This window comes from Denitrificimonas caeni, assembly GCF_027498055.1.
GTDB lineage: Bacteria > Pseudomonadota > Gammaproteobacteria > Pseudomonadales > Pseudomonadaceae > Denitrificimonas.
Genome location: NZ_CP114976.1, coordinates 524963 through 546744, shown reverse-complemented (window position 1 = coordinate 546744; position 21782 = coordinate 524963). Strand labels below are relative to the sequence as shown.

Annotated in this window: 22 protein-coding genes and 1 other RNA gene; 12 read left to right on the top strand and 11 right to left on the bottom strand. The window is 51.1% G+C overall.

Translation table 11 applies throughout. The features are described 5' to 3' along the window. Nucleotides 1–71: 71 nt before the first annotated feature. From ftsX to ftsY, 3 genes are read right to left on the bottom strand one after another with little or no spacing between them, the layout of a single operon-like run. A complete protein-coding gene (ftsX, locus tag O6P33_RS02675) occupies nucleotides 72–1088 on the bottom strand; it encodes a permease-like cell division protein FtsX (RefSeq protein WP_269818706.1) in 1017 nt (338 codons plus the stop codon). Then, entirely contained in the window at nucleotides 1088–1756 is a 669-nt protein-coding gene (gene ftsE, locus O6P33_RS02670) for a cell division ATP-binding protein FtsE (protein ID WP_269818705.1), read from the bottom strand. The genes ftsX and ftsE overlap by 1 nt, the downstream gene beginning before the upstream one ends. Then, on the bottom strand, nucleotides 1753–3216 hold the full coding sequence (gene ftsY, locus O6P33_RS02665) for a signal recognition particle-docking protein FtsY (protein ID WP_269818704.1): 1464 nt from the start codon (nucleotides 3214–3216) through the stop codon (nucleotides 1753–1755). The genes ftsE and ftsY overlap by 4 nt, the downstream gene beginning before the upstream one ends. Nucleotides 3217–3363: 147 nt before the next feature. On the opposite strand from ftsY, the gene O6P33_RS02660 reads away from it, so the two are divergent. From O6P33_RS02660 to O6P33_RS02640, 5 genes are all read left to right on the top strand, one after another. After that, nucleotides 3364–4704 carry a M16 family metallopeptidase gene (locus O6P33_RS02660; protein WP_420094956.1) on the top strand — a complete coding sequence of 447 codons (1341 nt, stop codon included), beginning with the start codon at nucleotides 3364–3366 and terminating at the stop codon, nucleotides 4702–4704. Continuing rightward, a complete protein-coding gene (locus O6P33_RS02655; protein WP_269818703.1) occupies nucleotides 4701–6164 on the top strand; it encodes a M16 family metallopeptidase in 1464 nt (487 codons plus the stop codon). The genes O6P33_RS02660 and O6P33_RS02655 overlap by 4 nt, the downstream gene beginning before the upstream one ends. Next, nucleotides 6164–6751, top strand: a complete 588-nt coding sequence (gene rsmD, locus O6P33_RS02650; RefSeq protein WP_269818702.1) for a 16S rRNA (guanine(966)-N(2))-methyltransferase RsmD — start codon at nucleotides 6164–6166, stop codon at nucleotides 6749–6751. The genes O6P33_RS02655 and rsmD overlap by 1 nt, the downstream gene beginning before the upstream one ends. Nucleotides 6752–6822: 71 nt before the next feature. Beyond that, nucleotides 6823–7716 (top strand): lysophospholipid acyltransferase, encoded by an 894-nt coding sequence (locus tag O6P33_RS02645; protein WP_269818701.1) that lies wholly within the window; start codon nucleotides 6823–6825, stop codon nucleotides 7714–7716. 73 nt (nucleotides 7717–7789) lie between these two features. Continuing rightward, nucleotides 7790–8056, top strand: a complete 267-nt coding sequence (locus O6P33_RS02640; RefSeq protein WP_269818700.1) for a PilZ domain-containing protein — start codon at nucleotides 7790–7792, stop codon at nucleotides 8054–8056. 47 nt (nucleotides 8057–8103) lie between these two features. Here O6P33_RS02640 and O6P33_RS02635 read toward each other — a convergent pair whose 3' ends face one another. The 3 genes from O6P33_RS02635 to O6P33_RS02625 form a co-directional block, all read right to left on the bottom strand. Then, a complete protein-coding gene (locus O6P33_RS02635) occupies nucleotides 8104–9213 on the bottom strand; it encodes an ABC transporter permease (RefSeq protein ID WP_269818699.1) in 1110 nt (369 codons plus the stop codon). Between the two features lie 3 nt (nucleotides 9214–9216). After that, nucleotides 9217–11937, bottom strand: a complete 2721-nt coding sequence (gene rbbA, locus O6P33_RS02630; protein ID WP_269818698.1) for a ribosome-associated ATPase/putative transporter RbbA — start codon at nucleotides 11935–11937, stop codon at nucleotides 9217–9219. Between the two features lie 105 nt (nucleotides 11938–12042). Then, the gene (locus tag O6P33_RS02625) at nucleotides 12043–13011 is read right to left on the bottom strand and encodes an HlyD family secretion protein (protein ID WP_269818697.1); all 969 of its coding nucleotides are present in this window, start codon (nucleotides 13009–13011) and stop codon (nucleotides 12043–12045) included. A gap of 371 nt (nucleotides 13012–13382) precedes the next feature. Between O6P33_RS02625 and O6P33_RS02620 the strand changes: the two genes are divergently transcribed. Further along, nucleotides 13383–13550, top strand: coding sequence for a hypothetical protein (locus O6P33_RS02620; protein ID WP_269818696.1), 168 nt, complete (start codon nucleotides 13383–13385; stop codon nucleotides 13548–13550). On the opposite strand, the gene O6P33_RS02615 is transcribed toward O6P33_RS02620, so the two are convergent. The 4 genes from O6P33_RS02615 to O6P33_RS02600 form a co-directional block, all read right to left on the bottom strand. After that, entirely contained in the window at nucleotides 13498–14124 is a 627-nt protein-coding gene (locus O6P33_RS02615) for a 5-formyltetrahydrofolate cyclo-ligase (RefSeq protein ID WP_420094974.1), read from the bottom strand. The two genes, O6P33_RS02620 and O6P33_RS02615, sit on opposite strands and share 53 nt — an antisense overlap. Nucleotides 14125–14132: 8 nt before the next feature. Then, a non-coding RNA gene (gene ssrS, locus O6P33_RS02610) (6S RNA) lies at nucleotides 14133–14311 on the bottom strand. 41 nt (nucleotides 14312–14352) lie between these two features. Beyond that, a complete protein-coding gene (locus tag O6P33_RS02605; protein WP_269818694.1) occupies nucleotides 14353–14649 on the bottom strand; it encodes a cell division protein ZapA in 297 nt (98 codons plus the stop codon). Next, nucleotides 14646–14834 carry a TIGR02449 family protein gene (locus tag O6P33_RS02600; RefSeq protein WP_269818693.1) on the bottom strand — a complete coding sequence of 63 codons (189 nt, stop codon included), beginning with the start codon at nucleotides 14832–14834 and terminating at the stop codon, nucleotides 14646–14648. The genes O6P33_RS02605 and O6P33_RS02600 overlap by 4 nt, the downstream gene beginning before the upstream one ends. A 301-nt stretch (nucleotides 14835–15135) precedes the next feature. Between O6P33_RS02600 and O6P33_RS02595 the strand changes: the two genes are divergently transcribed. From O6P33_RS02595 to O6P33_RS02570, 6 genes are all read left to right on the top strand, one after another. Then, nucleotides 15136–15702 carry a UPF0149 family protein gene (locus O6P33_RS02595; protein ID WP_269818692.1) on the top strand — a complete coding sequence of 189 codons (567 nt, stop codon included), beginning with the start codon at nucleotides 15136–15138 and terminating at the stop codon, nucleotides 15700–15702. A gap of 17 nt (nucleotides 15703–15719) precedes the next feature. Continuing rightward, complete coding sequence (gene pepP, locus O6P33_RS02590) at nucleotides 15720–17054, top strand: Xaa-Pro aminopeptidase (protein WP_269818691.1); 1335 nt, start codon at nucleotides 15720–15722, stop codon at nucleotides 17052–17054. 3 nt (nucleotides 17055–17057) lie between these two features. Next, nucleotides 17058–18254 carry a 2-octaprenyl-6-methoxyphenyl hydroxylase gene (ubiH, locus tag O6P33_RS02585; RefSeq protein WP_269818690.1) on the top strand — a complete coding sequence of 399 codons (1197 nt, stop codon included), beginning with the start codon at nucleotides 17058–17060 and terminating at the stop codon, nucleotides 18252–18254. Nucleotides 18255–18256: 2 nt separating this feature from the next. Continuing rightward, nucleotides 18257–18748 (top strand): DUF4442 domain-containing protein, encoded by a 492-nt coding sequence (locus O6P33_RS02580; RefSeq protein WP_269818689.1) that lies wholly within the window; start codon nucleotides 18257–18259, stop codon nucleotides 18746–18748. A gap of 9 nt (nucleotides 18749–18757) precedes the next feature. Beyond that, nucleotides 18758–19975: a 2-octaprenyl-3-methyl-6-methoxy-1,4-benzoquinol hydroxylase gene (locus tag O6P33_RS02575; RefSeq protein ID WP_269818688.1), complete on the top strand. Its 1218-nt coding sequence runs from the start codon at nucleotides 18758–18760 to the stop codon at nucleotides 19973–19975. 159 nt (nucleotides 19976–20134) lie between these two features. Beyond that, the gene (locus O6P33_RS02570; RefSeq protein WP_269818687.1) at nucleotides 20135–21136 is read left to right on the top strand and encodes an extracellular solute-binding protein; all 1002 of its coding nucleotides are present in this window, start codon (nucleotides 20135–20137) and stop codon (nucleotides 21134–21136) included. A gap of 53 nt (nucleotides 21137–21189) precedes the next feature. Here the strand turns inward: O6P33_RS02570 and O6P33_RS02565 are convergent, their stop codons facing one another. Then, complete coding sequence (locus tag O6P33_RS02565; protein WP_269818686.1) at nucleotides 21190–21780, bottom strand: IMPACT family protein; 591 nt, start codon at nucleotides 21778–21780, stop codon at nucleotides 21190–21192. Nucleotides 21781–21782 lie beyond the last annotated feature (2 nt).

Genomic DNA, 21782 nt, shown 5'->3' with positions numbered 1-21782 from the left:
TTTACGACATAAAGTTCCATTTTCTTGCGCTTAAAAATATGCGCAAAGCCTCATGCTAAGGCGCTTTGCAACTAACGCGGTAATAATTCCCGCAGGTGCCGCGCAACAGCTAACCAAGCACCGATATAACCCAGTAATACTGCACCAAGTAATAAAGAAAAGCCATCTTCAACAGGCACGCCTGATAAACTAAATTCACTGCCATATAACTGCGCAAGCTCAACCACTGAGCCATTGAGCCAATCCAAGCCAAATGCCAACAGCAACCAAGCCAATACCCCACCAGCAAAGCCGTAAAGCACGCCCATATACAAGAAGGGGCGACGCACATAGCCATCGGTGCCACCCACCAGTTTAATCACTTCAATTTCAATGCGGCGGTTTTCAATATGTAGGCGAATGGTATTACCCACCACCAACAGCAAGGCAGCAATCAGCAACACTGATAAAGCAAAAATAAAGTTCTCACCCATGTGTAAAATTGCCGCCAAGCGCTCAATCCACATCAAGTCCAACTGCGCTTGCTGCACCTGTGGCATGGCCTTTAACTCATCCAGCAAGGCCACTAGCGCATCTTTATCAATGATCTCTGGCGTAACCAAGATACTGCCCGGCAACGGGTTGTCCGGCAGCTCACGCAAGGCCTCGCCTAGTCCAGACTGCTCCTGAAACTCTGCTAACGCCTGTTCACGGCTGATCCACTGCGCCTCAGCGACATTTTCATGTTTAATGATTTCTTCGCGCAAGAGCTCGCCATAGGTATCCCCAGCGTCCAACTCTAAAAATAAAGAGATTTGCGCTGCACGCTGCCACGAACCACCCAGCTGACTGACATTCTCCAAAAGCAAGGCCAGCCCCATAGGTAAGCTTAGAGCTACGGCCATTACCAAACAGGTGAAAAAGCTACTCAATGGCTGCCGCACTAAACGGCCGGTACTGTCCTGCAAGCTGGCGCGGTGATTTTCTAGCCAAGCACGCAATTGATTACGCAAGCCACGATTGTCCGATAAGGTTGCATCGACTTGATGCTTCGCCGTAGCACCTACTCGTTCGCCAGGCTGATCAGGGGTTACACGGGCAGAACACATTAGACAGCTTCTCCATCGCCAATTAAGCGTCCACGCTGCAAGGTCAACATGCGCTGGCGCATACGCGCGATTAATGCCAAGTCATGGCTCGCAATCAATACCGTAGTGCCTAACTGATTAATGTCTTCAAACACTGACATAATTTCTGCAGCTAAACGCGGGTCTAGGTTACCGGTTGGCTCATCAGCCAAGAGTAAAGCAGGCTGGTGAACGATCGCACGGGCAATACCAACACGCTGCTGCTGCCCTGTGGATAAATCGGCCGGTGCTTGCAAGGCTTTATCTTTTAGGCTGACGCGATCTAAAGCCAAGCTAACGCGCTGGTTAATTTCTTCTTGCGGCAAGCCAAGGATCTGTAAAGGCAGTGCCACATTAGCGAATACACTGCGATCAAATAGTAGCTGGTGATTTTGGAATACCACACCAATTTGTCGACGCAAAAAAGGGATCTGCGCATTAGTGATTTTGGCTAAGTTTTGCCCAGCCAATAATAACTTACCGCCGGTTGGCCGTTCCATTGCCAATAACAAGCGCAGCATCGTACTTTTACCAGCACCCGAGTGACCGGTTACAAATAAAAACTCGCCACGCCGCACACGAAAACTCAACTCATGCAAGCCAACATGTCCATTGGGATAACGTTTTTCGACCTGCTCAAATCGAATCATGCAGAATCCTTCTCGGCAAACAGTGCTGCAACAAAATCATCGGCAACAAAATCGCGTAAATCATCAATGCCTTCGCCCACGCCAATATAGCGCACAGGAATGGCAAAATGCTTAGCCAAAGCAAAAATAACACCACCCTTGGCCGTGCCATCCAGTTTAGTTAAAGCTAAGCCAGTGACAGGAATAGTCTCATTAAAGTGGCGAGTCTGGTTGATCGCATTTTGCCCAGTACCGGCATCCAAGACCAGCAGTACTTCATGGGGTGCACTGTCATCTAAACGCCCCATCACCCGCGCCACTTTGCGCAGTTCTTCCATCAAGTTATCTTTGGTGTGCAAGCGTCCGGCAGTATCGGCAATTAAGACATCCATGCCGCGGGATTGCGCAGCCTGCACTGCATCAAAAATCACCGAAGCAGAGTCAGCACCAGTATGCTGAGCAATCACTGGCACATTATTGCGCTCACCCCAGACTTGCAGCTGCTCTACGGCAGCGGCACGGAAAGTATCGCCTGCCGCCAGCATGACTTTTTTACCTTCTTTTTGTAAGCGCTGCGCCAACTTACCAATAGTGGTGGTTTTACCTGCGCCATTGACCCCGACAACCAAGATCACGTGAGGTTTTTTCTCTGCACTAATCGTCATCGGTTGTTCAACAGGACGCAGTAAATCGACCATTTCATCTTGTAGCGCTTGATACAGCGCACCACTGTCGGCCAACTCCTTGCGCGCCACTCGGCGGGTCAGGTTACCCATAATAGCGGTGGTTGCTTCCATGCCAACGTCAGCAGTTAGCAAGCGGGTTTCCAGCTCTTCGAGCAAGTCATCGTCAATTTCTTTTTTGCCTAAAAACAGGCTAGCCATGCCCTCACCGAGGCTGGAGCTGGTTTTAGCTAAACCTTGTTTCAGCCGAGCAAACCAACTGAGCTTATTGCCTTGTGGCTTGCTTTGACCGGCCAGGTTGGCTGCAAGCGCAGGTTCTGTTTCGACTGATTTGAGTTGCGGCTGTGCTTCAGTTTCCACTTTGGCAATTAGCTCTGGCTCTGGCTCTGGCTCTGGCTCTGGCTCTGGCTCTGATTTAGGCTCGGCCTCAACCTCACTCAATGCCAGTGCCGACTCCACTGCCTCAGGTTGTTGCTCTGCAGCCTCGATAACAACACTGTTTGCATCTGGCTCAGCTGCCGTTTGCACATCGGTCTCAGAGCGTTCTGCTACAGCCACACTTTCTGCGGTTGGCTGTTCTACTGGCTCAGCGCATTGCTCAAGTTCTGCAGGAGGCGTACTCTCAACTGCGCTAGACTGTTCTTCTTTTGCTGTGGCTTTTTTGCGGCCAAACCAAGAAAACAGACCTTTTTTGGCCGGCTTTTCTGGCGCAGTTGCAGTGTGCTGCTCTTGTGCAGGGGTTTCAGATTCAGCGCTTGGCGCTGGTTTTTTTGCTTTGTCGTCGCCGGAACCAAACATAAAAAAGGCTATCTCAGCTAATCACCAAACTGGCAGGTATTTTTAAGTCAAAATATGCCAATCTGGTTGTTAATAAAATGGTTGCGTATCCTAGCACCTCTAAGCCCTCGGTAGCTAAACTCAGAGGGCAGTTTAAAAGGTTTAGACATGAATACTTATCTACGTTACATCGTACTACTTTTTTCAAGCACTTTTCTTGCGCCCATCATGGCACAGACCGCCACCACCGAGTTTAGTTTAGATAACGGACTCAAGGTGATTGTTCGCGAAGATCATCGCGCACCTGTTGTGGTCAGTCAGCTGTGGTACAAAGTGGGCTCCAGTTACGAAGTACCCGGCAGTACCGGTTTAGCCCATGCTTTAGAACATATGATGTTTAAAGGCAGTAGCAAACTTGGGCCAGGTGAATCTTCGCGCATTTTACGCGAGCTCGGCGCGCAAGAGAATGCCTTCACCAGTGATGACTATACGGCCTACTACCAAGTGCTAGCTCGCGACCGCTTAGCGGTGGCCCTGGAAATGGAGGCTGATCGTTTAGCCAGCCTGACCTTACCAGAGGACGAGTTTACTCGAGAAATTGAGGTGATCAAAGAAGAGCGCCGCATGCGCACCGATGATCGCCCCAGCGGTTTGGCTTATGAGCGTTTCAAAGCTTTAGCCTACCCTGCTAGCGGCTATAACATTCCAACCATTGGCTGGATGCATGACCTAGACCGCATGACCATCGACGATCTGCGTGACTGGCATGAGCGCTGGTATGCTCCTAACAACGCCACTTTAGTCATTGTTGGTGATGTCCAGCCCGACGAAGTCAAAGAACTGGTGACTCGCTATTTTGCGCAGATCCCCGCTCGTCCGCTACCTGCTGTTAAACAGCCCATTGAACTGGATGAACCCGGCGAGCGCAGCATTACACTGTACCTGAAAACGCAACTGCCCAGTTTAATGATGGGCTTTAATGTGCCCAGCTTAGCCAGCAGCGATAACCCCACTGAAGTGCATGCCTTGCGCTTAATCAGCGCACTATTAGACGGCGGCAACAGCTCGCGCATTCCTACCCAGCTTGAGCGCGAGCAAGAGTTAGTAGCCGGTGCCTCTGCTTGGTATAACGCTTTCAGCCGTGGCGATAGTTTATTTGTATTATCGGCTACGCCCAACGTGCAAAAAGGTAAAACCGTCGCTGAAGTTGAAGCTGGGCTATGGCAGCAATTAAAACAACTGCAAGAAACCCCTCCGAGCGCCGCTGAATTGGCCCGTGTCCGCGCCCAAGTGCTGGCCAGCGAAGTGTATGCGCAAGACTCCATCACCAGTCAGGCCACGCAAATTGGGCAGCTGGAAACGGTGGGACTGTCATGGCGCATCCAAGAGAGCAATCTTGCTGACTTAGAGGCAGTGACACCGGCAGATATTCAAGCTGCTGCACAAAAGTTTTTTATCCCGACCCGCTTAACCACGGCATATATTCATCCTGAGGAGGCGCGCCCATGATGTCCTTGCGTATATTCACTGCGGGCTTGTTAAGCTCCGCACTATTGCTCAGCGCTGGCTGTCACTCCCTAGACAGCCGGCAAACACTGCAAGGCAGCTCAGCAGAGCAGCGCATTAGCAGCTTAGCCGCCATGTCCAACCAAGATCCAGTAACGCGCAACCTTGATATTCAAGAGTGGCGCACTGCGGCCGGCACTAAGGTGTTGTTTATGGCAGCACCTGAACTCCCTATGTTTGACCTGCGCTTAACCTTCGCCGCAGGCAGCAGCAAGGATCAGCAAGCTTACGGTTTAGCTGGGCTAACCAACGCAATGCTCAATGAAGGCAGTGGTAAGCTCGATGCAGGACAAATTGCTGCACGCTTTGAAGACCTCGGCGCGGAGTTTTCCAGCGGTTCTTACCGCGATATGGCCGTGGTCACATTGCGCAGCCTTAGCGACCCCAAGCTTAGCGCGCCAGCTTTAGAATTGTTTAGCACAGTGGTCGCGCAACCCAGCTTTCCGGCCGACTCACTGGCACGGATTAAAAACCAACTTTTAGCAGGCTTTGAGTACGAAAAGCAAAACCCCGGAAAACTGGCCTCATTAGCCCTCTTTGAGCAACTGTACGGTGAGCATGCCTATGCCCACCCTAGTGCTGGCGACGCACAGTCAATTCCTACTATCACTCGCCAACAGCTGCAAGATTTCCACCGCAACTACTACACCGCGCAAAATGCGCAAATCGCCCTCGTTGGCGACTTAACCCTGGCGCAAGCCAAAGCCATTAGCGAAGCAGTCTCGAGCAGCCTACCCAGTGGTCCCGCCGCGGCAGTAACAGCCAAGCCGGTAGCTAGTGGTGCTGCCAAAACCCATATTGAATTTCCCTCCAGCCAAACGCATATTTTATTAGCACAGCTGGCAGTAGAGCGCGGCGACCCCGATTACCCAGCTCTTTTTTTAGGTAATCAAATCCTCGGTGGTGGTGGTTTTGGCACCCGTCTGATGGAAGAGGTGCGAGAAAAACGCGGCCTAACCTACGGTATCTACTCCAGCTTTAGCCCAATGCAAACCGCTGGGCCCTTTATGATTAACGTGCAAACCCGTGCGCAACTTAGCGAGGCCACCCTGCAGCTGGTGCAAGACTTGCTCCGTGACTATATTGCCAATGGCCCAACTGAAGCCGAGCTGGCCGATGCCAAACGCGAAAGCCTCGGCAGCTTCCCACTCAGTGCAGCCAGCAACTCAGCAGTAGTTGGACAACTGGCTGCCATTGGCTTCTACGACATGCCGCTGACGTGGATGAGCGATTTTATGCAAGATTTACAAAAGCTCACCGTAGCCGATGTACATGCCGCCTTTAAGCGCCACCTTGACCCTGAGCAGTTGGTCATTGTTACCGCTGGCCCAACGGTTGAGCAATTGCCGCTCCCAGAGCCAGTGGAGCGTGGCGACTCCGCTGCCATGGAGCGCCAACACTGATGGCTAAAAAACCTACGCCGATTACCCGCGGCCAGAGCCAAGTGCGTATCATTGGTGGGCAATGGCGCTCACGCAAAGTTAACGTGCCCGATGCGCCGGGCTTGCGCCCCACTCCTGATCGGGTGCGTGAAACCTTATTTAATTGGCTTGCGCCCTACATTCAAGGGGCACGGGTGTTGGATGCATTTTGCGGTAGCGGTGCGGTGTTTCTGGAAGCCATGTCCCGCGGTGCCAGCAATGGCTTAGCACTGGATTTAAATGCTGACGCAACCAATAACCTACGCGCTAATCTAGCCTTGCTGCAGTGCACTACAGCTACAGTGCTAAAAGTAGATGCCCTGCAACACCTGAGTAATAACGCTGAGCAAGGCTTTGATATTGTCTTGCTCGACCCACCTTTTCACCAAAATCTACTGCTAGATGCGTGCCAGTTGTTAGAGTCCAATAACTGGCTCAAGCAACATGCGTGGATTTACACCGAAAGTGAGCAAGCACCCTCCAGCTTGGCGGTGCCGAGCACTTGGCGCTTGCACCGTGAAAAACGTAGCGGACAGGTGCACTATGCGCTTTGGCAGAAACACGGTTAAGCTTTGTTTGCTGACTTAACCTGACAATTGCAGTAAGTTACTGTTTTTTAATTGTGTCATCGAGGTGATACGTGGAAGCTTTAAAGGGCAAGCTGGCACTGGGTGCCTTAAAATTAATTGCGTTGTTGCCATGGCGTGGGGTGCAAGCACTGGGCAGCGCCGCCGGCTGGCTGATGTGGAAAATACCCAACCGCTCACGTGAAATTGCCCGCCTCAACCTCAGCCATTGCTTTCCAGAGTTGAATGCCACTGAAATCGACCAACTTACTGGGCGCAGCCTCAAAGGTATCGGCAAGTCCTTTACCGAAAGCGCCTGCGCTTGGATCTGGCCGCCCGCAAAGACGTTAGAATATGTGCGCGAAGTTGAAGGTTTGGAAGTTCTGCAAGAAGCTCTCGCCAGCGGCAAAGGGATCGTGGGCATCACCAGTCACCTAGGTAACTGGGAGGTGCTGAATCACTTTTATTGCGCACAATGTAAACCTATTATTTTTTACCGCCCACCCAAACTCAAAGCACTGGACGATCTTCTGAAAACCCAGCGTGTCCAGCAAGGTAATCGCGTTGCCCCCTCTACCCGCGAAGGCATTATCAGTGTCATCAAAGAAGTACGCAGCGGTGGTTCTGTAGGTATTCCGGCGGACCCTGAGCCCAGCCGCAGTGCCGGTGTCTTTGTACCTTTTTTAGGCACCACCGCCCTAACCAGTAAATTTGTGGCAGGCATGCTAGGCGGCAAGCAAGATAAGGTCGCAGCCGTATTTTTACACGCGATTCGTCTCGCAGATGGCAGCGGCTTTAAAGTGATTTTAGAAGCAGCACCCGAGGCCATGTACAGCACCGATACTTACACTGCAGTGAGCGCGATGAGCGATGTGCTGGCCAGTTATGTACAGCGTTGGCCTGATCAGTATATGTGGACCATGAAGCGCTTTAAGCAGCGCCCAGAAGGTGAGCAGCGCTGGTATTAAAAAGTCCTATTGCTAGCGACGCGTAAAGCGGCTTACAGTAAAGCAGAACAACAATTACCACAGGTGCATGATTATGTCCTCACATCTGCGACAAAATATTCGTACGAGTATGAACTGCCGGATTAAAATCTGTCACCCGTCACTCGGTGAAATACTGGCCACCACTGAAGACTTATCGGATGAAGGGGTATTTGTAAAACACCCGGAGATGAGCAAGCTTAAAAAAGGCGATATTGTCACTGGACAAGTACAAGACCTACCTGTGGAAGCGCCAATTCTGAAAATGGAAATTATGCGCATTACTAGCAGCGGTGCTGGCTTACGCTTCTGCAAAGAGTAACCTTCTCAGCCAGCATAAAACGGCAGCCAGCACTGCGCGGCTAGACTTTAAGCAGTGAGGCTGCGTCTAAAGCGCATTAAAGCAATCAAGAAAAACACCAAGCCAATCCCAGCCAGCGCCAACATTTCTGGCCAAACTAAAGCAAACCCAGCATCACGGAATAAAATCGCCGTGGATAGACTGACAAAGTGCGTGGTGGGTGATAGCTGCATCACTGTCTGCAACCACACCGGCATACTATCCAGTGGCGTTGTACCGCCTGAGAGCAACAACATCGGCATCACCACCGGAATGGCTAACAAGCCAAATTGCGGAATTGAGCGCGCTAAGGTGGTTAGAAATACCGCCAACGAAGTACTGGCAAATAAATACAAACCCGTCACCAGCAAATACAACAACATCGAGCCCGCTAACGGTACTCCAAGGGCTTTTTTCACAATCAATTCTAAAGACAGCCAAGTGCAAAATACCACCACTAGCAGGCTGGTCCAGACTTTCGCGAGCATAATTTCAAATGCAGTCAGCGGCAGTACTAGCAAGTGCTCCAAGGTACCATGCTCACGCTCACGTAAAAGTGCCGTCCCTGTAAGCAAAATCGCCAAAATAGTCACGTTATTAATAATCTGAATAATCGCCAAAAACCAACCACTTTGCATGTTGCTGTTAAACAGCGCGCGGGTGTTGAGTTGGATCGGTTGCTCAATGCTAACCCCACTGAGTTGCTGCAATTCCCGCTGAAAAATGCGCCCCATATAGCCTGCCCCCATAAAGGCTTGACTCATAGCAGTAGCATCTACGTTCATTTGCAACTCAGGTTGCTTACCGGCCAGCAAGTCTGCTTGAAAGCCCACTGGTACATTAATCACAAAGGTGTAGCGGCCGCTATCCATAACTTCATCGATTTGCCCATAGGGCAATAAGACTGGGGTTTGAAACTCAGGCGGACGCAACACCTCGGCTAACTGGCGAGACAGACGGCTGTCATCTTCATCAACAATGGCCACACTGGCATTGTGCACCCCCACAGAAGAGCCAGAGGCCGGCATATAAATCGCCGCACTAAAGGCATACAACATAAACAGCAGCAGCACCGAGTCATAGCGCAAGCTAATCAGTTCTTTGATACCTAAGCGGAAAATATGCGATAACTTATGCATGACTTAAGCCTCCTGCTTTTTCAAAAGGATTAGACTCAAACCAGTAAAGCCTAAGAAAAAGCCCAACAAAGCTAAGCATTGCGGCCATAAGTCACGCAAATTCAATGCCTTAGTAAAGGTCCCAACGGCAATATCCAAGAAGTACCCCGCCGGGAACAATACGCCCATTAGGGCTGCGCCACCATCCAAGGAAGAGCGTGGAGTAATGAGCCCGGAAAACTGAACCGTCGGCAGTGTGGTTAAAATCATTGTGCCCAAAATGGCCGCAATTTGCGTTTTCGTCACTGTAGAAACCAATAAACCAAAGCTTGTGGTAGCCAAAACATAGAGTACGCCACCAACTGCCAAAGCAACCCCACTCCCTTTGAGTGGCACATCAAACACCCAGCGGTTAATCGCTACTAATAGTGCAAGATTTAATAAGCTCACCGCCAAGTAAGGCATTTGCTTACCCAGTAAAAACTCTAAGCGGGTTAATGGTGTGGCGTAAAAGTTGGTAATTGAACCCAGTTCTTTTTCTCGCACCACACCCAGAGCCGTCAGCATGGCCGGAATAAACACTAAGATCAGCGCCATCACCCCAGGACCAATGGCGTTCACGCTGATGACATCTTGGTTGTAGCGAAAGCGCGTCTCTAAGCGAGCCGGCTGTGCTAAAGCAGGCAGTGCGGCACTGCCTTCCTCTTGCAGCCGCTGCAAGCTTTCTTGGTGCACCGCCTCAACATAGCCACGGCTGGTTTCTGCCCGAAACGGCATGCCACCATCAAGCCAAATCCCCACCTCAGGATGGCGACCGGCATACAAATCACGGCCAAAGCCCGCGGGTATTTCAATGGCTAACTTAATATCAGCGCGCTGCAAGCGGGCATGCAAATCTTGCATACTGGTCAGTGGCTCACGCTCAGCAAAATAGCGCGAACCTCGGAAAGCCTCTAAATAGGCACGGCTTTGCGCAGTGTTGTCTTGATCCAGTGTGGCAAAGGCTAAGTCTTCCACATCCAAGGAAATCCCAAAGCCTAAAATAATCATCATAAACACCGCACCCAGCAAGGCAAACCAGAGGCGCACACGGTCACGTAGCAGCTCTTTGCTTTCCCGCACCGCCAAAGCTTGAGTGCGCTTTAAACTAAAGCCGCGACGCGGAATGCTGGTTAAGGCCTCAGTGGCCGTACTTTTTACTTCGAGAGCTGCGTCATTTAAGCCTTGTGCTTCTTGCAGGCAAGCCACAAAGGCATCTTCCAGTGTTGCACCGCCATACTGTGCTTGCAGCTCATCAGGCGTGCCCACGGCCAACACTTTGGCAGCGTGCATTAAAGAAATACGATCACAGCGCTGCGCTTCATTCATAAAGTGCGTGGAGAGGAAAATCGTCACCCCTTGCTCGCGGGATAACTCAAACAACAATCGCCAAAAATCATCACGGGCCGCAGGATCCACTCCTGAAGTGGGTTCATCCAGAATCAATACTTCTGGCTCATGGATCACCGCCACAGCTAAGGATAGACGCTGACGTAAACCTAAAGGTAAAGCGCCCGCCTGCTCGTTAACATATTGGTTTAAATCAAAGCGCTCAATCAGCGCTTGGGCACGCTCGGCACCAACTTTTTTCGGAATATCAAACAAATGGGCATGGAGCTCGAGGTTTTGCAGAACTGTCAGCTCACCATAGAGGGAGAAGCTCTGCGACATAAAGCCCACGCGTTTACGGGTAGCTAAATCATTGGCATCCACAGATTTACCCAGCAACCAAGCTTCGCCTTCAGTGGCTGGCAACAAACCGGTGAGCACTTTCATGGTAGTGGTTTTACCACAGCCGTTGGAGCCTAAAAAACCAAAGATTTCACCGCGTTCAATTTCAAAGCTGACATTATTTACTGCCGTAAAATCACCAAAACGCAGGGTTAAGTCCGTGGCCTTAATCACTATTTCGCTGTTGCCGGGGGTAAAAGGCGTCATCTGCAAGGGTTCGACTTGCGTAGCGCCAGCTCCTTGATAATAGGTGAAAGCATCATCCAGCTTACCGCTAGGAGTTGCCGCAGATAGTTCCTGGGTTAACCCCGAGGCTAACAAACGGCCCTGATCCATCATTAAGCAGTGCTCAAACTGTGCCGCCTCCTCCATATACGCAGTGGCCACCAATAAAGTCAGCTGCGGTCGATCACTGCGCACCTGCTCAATCAAGTCCCAAAAATGGCGACGTGCTAAAGGGTCAACACCTGTGGTTGGCTCATCCAAAATCAATAAATCAGGGTCATGAATTAAAGCACAGCACAAGCCCAGCTTTTGCTTCATCCCTCCTGATAACTTACCCGCGGGACGCTCGGCAAACTCAGCCAAGTCCGTAGCTTCCAACAGACTGGCCATGCGCACTTCGCATTCCTCACGGCTCAAACCAAATAAAGCAGCGAAGAAACGAATATTTTCTGCAATCGATAAGTCAGGATAAAGGTTATGCCCCAAACCTTGCGGCATAAAAGCAATGCGCTGATATAAAGAAGCGCGATGTCGGCGTTTATTAATCGGGCCGCCTAAGACATCCAGCTCACCCTGCTGCAGGATTTTCACCCCTGAAATCAAACCCAGCAAGCTGGATTTACCGGCACCATCAGGACCAATCAAGCCGCAACGACTGCCCACTGGCAAACTAAAGCTAACGTCCTCTAAGGCGCGCTGCTTGCCATAGTAATGAGAAATATTCGTGCCGTTGATTACTTGCGTAGTCATGTTGTACCTAACTGATTAGCCCACTTACCGCTGTATCCTTACCGCTACTCCAGATAAGAATTGCGACCCCGCTGTTGAGTCATAGCCAAAACTAACCCAGTCGTTTTACTCTAAGGTTTGCGGCCAGGCAATTGTGGCATCACGGCGCACGTAAGCAGATCCGGGCATACCAGGCTTGGCCTGTGGGATAGCGGCCGGATCAGTGAGGCGTAATTTCACGCGAAACACTAATTTTTGACGCTCATCGCGGGTCTCTACTTCCTTGGGAGTAAACTGCGCTTTAGCTGCAACAAAAGCCACTTGCGCCGGCAAAGGCTGCTCACTGATGGCATCTAAAAGTATCCGCGCCTCATCACCTGCAGCTAAACGCCCAGCGACTGCTGAGGGCAGGTAAACATTCATATACTGATCAGAAGGATCAATTAACAAAAAGACTCGACCGCCAGCGCCCAAAACCTCACCGGGCTCTGCTAAACGCAACTGTACAATGCCATCCATTGGTGCACGTAAGCTGCTGTCATCAATTTCACTGGTGAGCTGTGCCACCATGGCCTGTGCTGCTCCAATTGCTGCATGAGCAGCTTGAACCTGAGCTTTGGCTGCATCTAAAGCAGCTGAAGCGGTATCAAAACGTGCTTGCTGCTGATCAATCTGCTGACCACTGGCATGCCCACGAGCGTATAGCTCACGGAAACGTTTTAAATCTTGTTGAGCCAAGCGGCGCTCACTTTCGCGCAAATGCACAGTAGCCTCCGCTGCCGCAACATTTTCACGGGCACGCTCCACTTCAGACTGCGCTTGCTCACGCTGCGCTTCTAAAGTGCGGGTATCAATACGCGCTAACAACTGCCCAGTTACAACGCTGTCGCCTTCGGCCACTAGCACTTGCGCTAAGCGCCCAGGATGTTTCGTAGCAACCTGCACCTCGGTAGCTTCTAAGCGGCCATTGGCTTCATATAACCCCTCAGGCAGTCGGTCTTGCAACGACTTCCAATAACCAAAACCACCTGCCGCCAACAAGACAATTAGCAGCGGAATAATATATAAACGAGACGGACTTTTATGCTTAGACATGCCTGCTCCTAGCAAGAGTGAACCATGCAACAACCATTAGCGCTGCATGCCATAAAAAAACAAAACTGCAGATATGGCGCACTCACCATCTAGCAGCATTTTCAATACCCAAAAAGACTAACAACATTGTACCCTGCGAATGCAAATCGTCCAGATGCTTTCGCGCACACTTAGCAAACAAGCTGATTTAAAGCGGTTGAGCCGCAACTATATTTTTATTTTTTAGAAAAAAGTGAACTAATTTTAAAAAAGTCACTCACTAATCGTTAGGATGCGCGCTGCATCAGCATCAACCCACCCTAATCTATGCATATTTAAACTCAACAGCCTCTCAAGTGCTGTTTAAGAATTTGCCGGAGAGCAAAATACCCATGAAACGCAAACCTGATTTACTTTGGATCTTAGCTATTATTTTAACCTTGGGCGTAGTCACTACCGGCTATACACAAAGCCAATGGGATCGCAGCGCAGCAAAAAACACCCCAACTAGCCAGCACAGTCAGTCGATGCTGGCACCGCATACCACTGCTGGTCAGTAACTACTGCATGTAACGGCACATCCCAAGGCTCCACCGGCAGCTGCGCAACACGCTGACACTCATGCGCCAAGCCTATACGTTGCGGCCCTAGCCGATGCGCGCTGCGACACAGCTGAGCAAAGCAGCGATCATAGAAACCACCGCCCATCCCCAAGCGCCCACCTTGGGGATCAAAGCCTACCAGCGGTAAAAAAACCGCATCCAGCGTCCAAACAGCGCGCTGATCTGCCGCACACCAACGTGGCTGCAAAATACCAAAACGGTTCTTTTCCCACTGCTGCTGGACACCTACCCGCTGAAACACCATGGTGGTTTTAGGCCAAGGCGATAAAACGGGCAGGTACACATGCTTGCCGCGCTGCAAAGCTTCTTGCAACAATAATTGCGGATTAATTTCACCGTCACCCGCTAGATAGAAAGCAATATGCTGCGCACGGCGAAATAGCGGATGCTGAGCAAACTGTCGATACAGTTGCTGTGCCGCTAAGGTTTGCTGACTAGGGGATAAGTTGCGCCGCTGTTTACGCAGCTGTGTGCGTAGCTGGGCACGGGATAAAGAAGGATTAACTTGAATCAAAAAAAAGACTCCCCGGATGTGCCGCTGTCGACGTAGCCCTTGAACCCGAAAGTCCAAGGCGGAGATCACGTTAGGTCTTTAGGCTTTCCGCAAGCGGACATGCACACCGACCTAAAATTGCAATCCCCTGTATTGCATGAATCGGCTCTGGGACATTGCCAACTGGCGCACACTCTAGGGAGACGCCTCCAGTATACACAGATCTTTACATGCCTCAAGGGCACATCATTCGCTAACATCTAAACTCTGATTGACCCGCGCTACCAACTGCTGAATCAACTCAGTATTCTCGCCATCCAGCAGTGCAGCACTCTGCTTGCTGTGCAGCTCATGGGTAATATTTAACGCAGCCATCACCGCAACACGCTCGGTGCCAATCACTTTACCTGTGCGTCGGATTTCGCGCATTTTCTTATCCAAATACTCTGCAGCACGCTCCAAGTTTGTGCTTTCTGACGCTGGGCAAGCAATATGGTAATCCTTATCCAGAATACGCACGGTAATCGTCTGGGACTGTGTCATGAATCCTGCTCCAAGGCTTTAAGTCGAGAGATCATAGCGGCAACTTTTTGCTGCGCTATTTCGTTTTTTTCTATTAACTGCCCACGCTCTTCGCGCAAAGTTTTATTCTGCGTTCTAAGTTCAGTGTTGCGTTGCATCAATTGCTCAACGGCGTCCACCAAGGCTTGCAAATCAGTATTTTTCACCAGCACTCCAGTTATCACCAAGTCATATCACACAGCCACCATGCTTGTTATTCTAGCGCCCACCTGCCATAACGCACAGTGCTACACAGCACATAGAGAAAATATATTTAAACTCGATCCACGGCTTACCACTGCAAGGCGAGTAACCTAGGCGGCAAGACAGCTATCGATTAGCAAGAAAAGTTATGCGCGGGCTGCAAATATCCACATTTAGCGCCATACTCAACAACGCGATATACTTGCACTCATAGCCTAAACGACCTTCAAAACCTCAGATCAGTTCCATTACTTCGGATTTTTCATGCCTCAATCACAATCTGCTTACACCTCATTTGCCGCCCTTCTGACCACCAGCGGGCACTCTGTATCACCTGCTGAACTGCAAGGCCTATTGCTTGGCCGTTGCTGTGCTGGTGCAGGCTTTTCCGGCAGCGGCTGGCTCGAAGAAGCTCAAGATTTATTTGACGGTGAAGTACCTAGCAACTTACATGCAGCCCTGTTGGGTTTGCAAGAAATGGTCAAAGCCGAACTGGTAGCTCAGAGTAGTGTTTCCCTCACTTTACTGCTGCCCAGTGATGAAGACTCATTACAACTACGCACCGCCGCTCTGGGCTTATGGACGCAAGGTTTTCTCAGTGGTTTTGGTGCCAACATTGGTACGACTAAGCTCTCTAAAGAAGTCCACGAAATTCTTGAAGATTTAGTTTCTATCGCCCAAATTGCGCCTCCTGAAGAAGAAGACGAAGAAGGTGAAGTGGCCTATATGGAGCTTAGCGAGTACTTACGCGCAGCACCTTTATTTCTATTCACTGAATGCGCCAACTATATTCTTCCCAATACTGACGACGAACAGCCTGCAGTACACTAAATTTAAGGAGCCACCCCATGCGCTCAATCAGCACCTCTGAATACGCCCAACGCCGCCAACACCTGATGCAGCAAATGACGCCCAACAGCATTGCGATTTTACCCGCTGCCGCTATCAGCACCCGCAACAGCAGCGTTGAGTATCCATACCGGCAAGACAGCGACTTCTTTTACCTGTCAGGCTTTGCTGAGCCGGAAGCAGTGCTGGTGTTAATCCCCAAACGTGAGCACGGCGAGTTTGTTTTATTTTGCCGGGAACGCAATCCCGAGCGCGAGCTTTGGGAAGGTTTAAGAGCAGGACAAGACGGTGCTATTGCTGATTATCAAGCCGACGATGCCTTCCCGATCAGTGATATTGATGACATTTTGCCCGGTCTGATTGAAGGCCGTGAGCGGGTGTACTACTCAGTGGGCAATAACCCTGAGTTTGATCAACAGATGATGGAGTGGCTCAACAGTATTCGCAGCAAAGCACGCATGGGTGCTCAGCCACCTAAAGAGTTTGTTGTTCTGGATCACTTGCTGCATGAAGCGCGCCTGTACAAAAGCCCTGCAGAAATCGCCACCATGCAGCAGGCAGCAGATATCTCTTGCCGTGCCCATATCCGCGCCATGCAAGCCGCTCAACCTGGGCTATACGAATACCATTTAGAAGCTGAGCTCGATTACGAATTCCGTAAAGGCGGCGCGCGCTTACCCGCTTACTCCTCCATTGTCGCCAGCGGTAACAACGCCTGTATTTTGCATTACACAGAAAACAACGCCCCCCTTCAGGACGGTGACTTAGTGCTGATCGATGCCGGTTGCGAAATCGACTGCTATGCCAGTGATATCACCCGCACCTTTCCCGTCAGTGGCCGCTTCAGCCCTGAACAAAAAGCCATTTATGAGATTGTTCTCAAGGCTAATTTAGAGGCGATGAACTATATCTCGCCCAAGCACTGCTGGAATGACGCCCATGATGCCACGGTACGCGTCATTACCGCTGGTTTGCTAGAGCTTGGCCTACTGCAAGGCGAGTTGCCGGAGCTGATTAGCAATGAAGCCTACAGACCTTTTTACATGCACCGCGCTGGGCACTGGCTGGGTTTAGATGTACATGATGTGGGTGATTACAAGGTTGATGGTCAATGGCGTACGCTCAAACCCGGTATGACCATGACCGTCGAACCAGGTATTTATATTGCTGTGGACAACCATGATGTTCCGGCACAATGGCGCGGGATTGGTGTGCGCATTGAAGATGACGTGGTGGTGACCGTAGACGGCTGCCGCGTACTGACCAATGCAGTACCAAAAACCATCGATGAAATTGAAGCATTAATGGCCGCCGCACAAGCAACAGGAGCTTAAGCCATGAGCCGAGTGCAGATCGCAATTATTGGCGGTGGTTTAGTGGGCGCCAGCTTAGCTTTAGCCTTGCAAGCAGGGGCCCGTGAGCGGCAATGGAAAATTGTTCTAATTGAACCCTATGCGCCCGGCGACAGCTACCAACCCAGTTATGACGCGCGCGCCTCGGCTCTGTCCTTTGGCAGTCAGCAAATTTATCAGCGTTTAGGCCTTTGGGATGCCCTAGCACCGCGTGCCGAAGCCATTCAGGATATTCATATTTCTGACCGCGGCCGCTTTGCCGCTGCACGCATTAACGCGAAAGAAGAAGGCGTTGCCGCTTTAGGCTATGTGGTGGAAAATGCTTGGCTCGGGCATTGCCTCTGGGCCGCACTGGACAGCGCAGTAGTTGAATGGCGCTGCCCCGCTCGCGTGGAGCAGATGCACAGCTTGCCCGATGGCTATCGCCTTGAATTAGATGATGGCAGCAGCCTTGAATGTGACTTGGCTATTTTGGCCGACGGTGGCCGCTCCGGGTTACGTGAACAACTGGGGATTTATGCCCAACACAATCCTTACGGGCAAACGGCATTAATCAGCAATATCAGTAGTGCCAAGCCCCATCAAGGCATGGCCTTTGAACGCTTTACCGATGACGGCCCCATGGCCTTACTGCCCTTGCCTGAAAATCGTAGCGTGCTGATCTGGACCCGCGAGCCAGAGGAAGCACAACGACTTTATGCACTACCTGATCAGCAATTTTTGCAAGAACTGCAAGCCTGCTTTGGCTATCGCCTCGGCGCTATCGAACAGATGGGCCGTCGTCACCTCTACCCTTTGAGCTTAATTCAAAGCAGCGAGCAGGTACGTGCCAACCTCGTGGTACTGGGCAATGCCGCGCACAGCCTGCACCCAGTGGCAGGGCAAGGCTATAATCTTTCCTTGCGCGATAGCATGGCTCTGGCTGACTGCTTACTGGCTGGCCCAAACACCCCTGGTGATCTGACCACCCTACAAAGCTTCCAGCAGCAACAACAACTTGATCAAGAATTAACCATTGGCTTCTCAGATCGGGTCACACGCTTATTTTCTAATGCTAAGCCTGTCTTAGCCGGCGGACGCAATTTAGGCTTACTCGGGCTGGATCTATTTCCACCCGCCAAACACTGGTTTGCCCGCCAAGCCATGGGCTTAGGGGTGCGCAGCACAGAGGATAAAAGCTAGCTATGCAGAAGAAGAAAACCGCACGCAAGGCTCGATTATTGCGCTGGGCAATGAATTTTTATCCACCTTACTTAGGTGCAGGAGTAAAAGTACGTGAGATCAGCCCAGACTTTCGTCACGTGCGCGTCAGCATGGGTTTAACTTGGTACAACCGCAACTATGTACGCACCCAATTTGGCGGCTCTCTGTACTCCATGACTGACCCTTTTTTTATGCTGATGTTGATGGAAAACCTCGGCCGCGACTACGTGGTGTGGGACAAGGCCTCGCATATAGAGTTTATTAGCCCAGGCCGCGGCACCGTGCATGCTGAATTCAGCATTGACCAAGCCATCCTCGAGGATATCCGCCAACACACGGCCAACGGTGAAAAATACCTGCCTAAATATCAAGCTTACGTACGTGACGATCAGGGCACCTTAGTTGCCCAAGTCGAGAAAACTTTATATATCCGCCGTAAACCTGCAGCGCAGCTTGCTGCCACCCCACAGTAGGATTTCAATATGCACGCAGATTTAATTATCGTCGGCGCAGGTATGGTCGGTAGCACCCTCGCCTTAGCGCTCAAAGACAGTGGCCTGAATATTCTCCTGGTAGACGGCAGCCCCCTCAGTGTCGCTCCATTTCAGGCAGAGCAAACTTTCGAGCCACGGGTCAGTGCTTTATCCATCGCCAGCCAACACATTTTAGAAAACCTTGGCGCATGGCCGGGGATCATCCAGCGACGCGCCAGCCCTTACAGCCACATGCACGTCTGGGATGGCTCAGGTACCGGCAAAATTGATTTCTCTGCCAGCAGTGTACATGCACAAGTACTGGGTCATATTGTTGAAAACCGCATCGTCCAAGACGCCCTGCTGGAGCAACTGCAAGACACAAAAATCGACTTGCTCGCCCACTCGCGAGTGGAGAATCTGCGCCGTTCCAGCAGTGGCTGGCTGATGCAGCTGGAAGGCGGCACCCAGATCCACACACCCTTAATTATTGCTGCCGACGGTGCCAATTCAACAGTGCGTCGCCTCGCCGGTTGCGCCACCCGCGAATGGGATTACCTCCATCACGCTATTGTCACCAGCATCCGCTGTGAAAAACCCCATCAAGCCACGGCTTGGCAACGTTTTACCGATGAAGGCCCGTTGGCCTTACTGCCTTTACAACACATTGACGAGCGCAACTGGTGCTCGATTGTTTGGTCTGTGCCCAAAGAACGTGCAGCACAGATTATGGCGCTCGATGATGCCGAGTTCTGCACCGCACTAGGTCAAGCCAGCGAACAGCGCTTAGGCAATATTGAACATGCGGATCAGCGCTACAGCATTCCCCTGCGCCAGCGCCATGCCAAGCGTTATGTGGAGCCGAGTTTGGCACTGATCGGCGATGCCGCCCACAGCATCCACCCGCTCGCTGGGCAAGGGGTTAATTTGGGTTTTCTAGATGCCGCAGTGTTGGCCCAAGTGTTACTCAAGGCACAGCAGCGCGGCGAAAACATCGCCAGCGAGCAGGTACTTAGCCGCTTTGAGCGCCGCCGGATGCCACATAATTTAGCCATGATGGCCGCTATGGACGGTTTCCAGCATCTGTTTCAAGCAGACGCTTTGCCGCTACGCTGGCTACGCAATAGCGGACTCAAGTTGGTGGACAACCTGGATGAAGCCAAAGCCCTCTTCGTGCGTCAGGCCTTAGGCTTAGGCATCGACCTCCCTGACTTGGCTAAAGTTTAAGCAAACGCACCAGTGCAAGTCCCGCACTGGTGTGCAGCCTGCACAACGGTGTAAACATTGATTTAGCGCAAGCAGCAGCAAAGTTTTTAGAAATCTAGTTGATATTCTAAATGCAAGTAACTATCATTTACATCAAATCACCCCAAACCAGAGGTTGCTATGTCGATTCGTAAACCCATTCTCGCGGCGCTTGCTCTAAGTGTAATGGCCGGTCACGTACAAGCAGCAGACGATATCGTGGTTTACTCTTCACGTATCGACGAGCTGATCAAACCTGTATTTGATAAGTACACAGAAAACACCGGCGTCAAAATCAAGTTTATTACGGATAAAGAAGCGCCACTGATGGCCCGCTTAAAAGCTGAAGGCGGTAATACCCCAGCCGATATCCTGATTACTGTCGATGCCGGCAACCTCTGGCAAGCTGAACAAATGGATATTTTACAGCCGCTCAATTCAGAAAAAATCAAAGAAAACATCCCTTCACAATACCGCTCCAGCAATGACCAATGGACAGGTTTATCACTGCGTGCACGCACCATTGCTTACTCAACCGAGCGTGTCACTCCAGAAGAGTTAAGCACCTATGAAGCCTTGGCAGATAAAAACTGGAAAGGCCGTTTATGCTTACGCACCAGTAAAAAAGTCTATAACCAGTCGCTCACTGCAACCTTAATTGAAGCAAACGGCGCTGAAAACACCGAGAAACTGGTAAATGCTTGGGTGGATAACTTAGCTACCGACGTTTTCTCTGACGACACCGCGTTACTGCAAGCCATTAATGCCGGCCAATGTGATGTGGGTATTGTCAACAGCTACTACTACGGCCGCTTGCACAAACAAGACCCAGACCTAAAAGTAAAACTGTTCTGGCCGAACCAAGACAACCGCGGCGTGCACGTAAACTTATCTGGTGCAGGTATCACTAAGTACGCGCCCAATGCGGATGAAGCCCGCAAACTCTTAGAGTGGATGACCACTGAAGAAGCGCAAAGCATCTTTGCTGGAGCAAACCAAGAGTTCCCAGCGAACCCAAGCGTTGCGCCTTCAGAAGAAGTTGCTGCATGGGGTGAGTTCAAAGCCGACACCGTACCAGTGGAAGTAGCTGGTAAGCGTCAAGCTGAAGCAATCCGTTTAATGGACCGTGCTAACTGGCGCTAATTGTCACAATAAACACAGCATGCAAACCGCCCCTTTGAGGGCGGTTTTTGCTTCTAGGGCAACACAACAGGTTGCAACGTACTCGCACCGCGAGTGGCCTCGCTGAGCATTTCTTGCACAGCAAGCACCTGAGTATCTGGCACCGCAAGATTTAACCAAGCACCCTCAGCATCAAACTCTTCACTGTTGAGCACCGCACCGGCTTCAGCCAAACGCACTTTAAACACATCCAAATAAGTGTAGGGGCAGTGCCCACGAAGCACAGTACGCGCTACCCGCTGTTCACTGCTAGCGGTTTGTAACACCTGTGTTGCACAGCCGCCATACGCTCGCGCTAAGCCACCCGTACCCAGTTGAATCCCGCCATACCAGCGCGTTACCACAATCAAGACCTGGTCAAACTGCTGGTTATCAATGGCCGCTAGAATCGGCCGGCCAGCCGTACCACTTGGCTCACCATCATCATTAAAGCGGTAGTACTCACCACAGCGCCACGCCCAACAATTATGCGACACATTGGCCGTGCTGAGCTGAGCAATCAACTCAGTGGCTTGCTCAGCACTGGGTAAAAATACCGCTTGCGCAAGAAACCGACTCTTACGAATCTCTTCTTGATAACTGTGGGACGCCTTAATCACTCGCATCT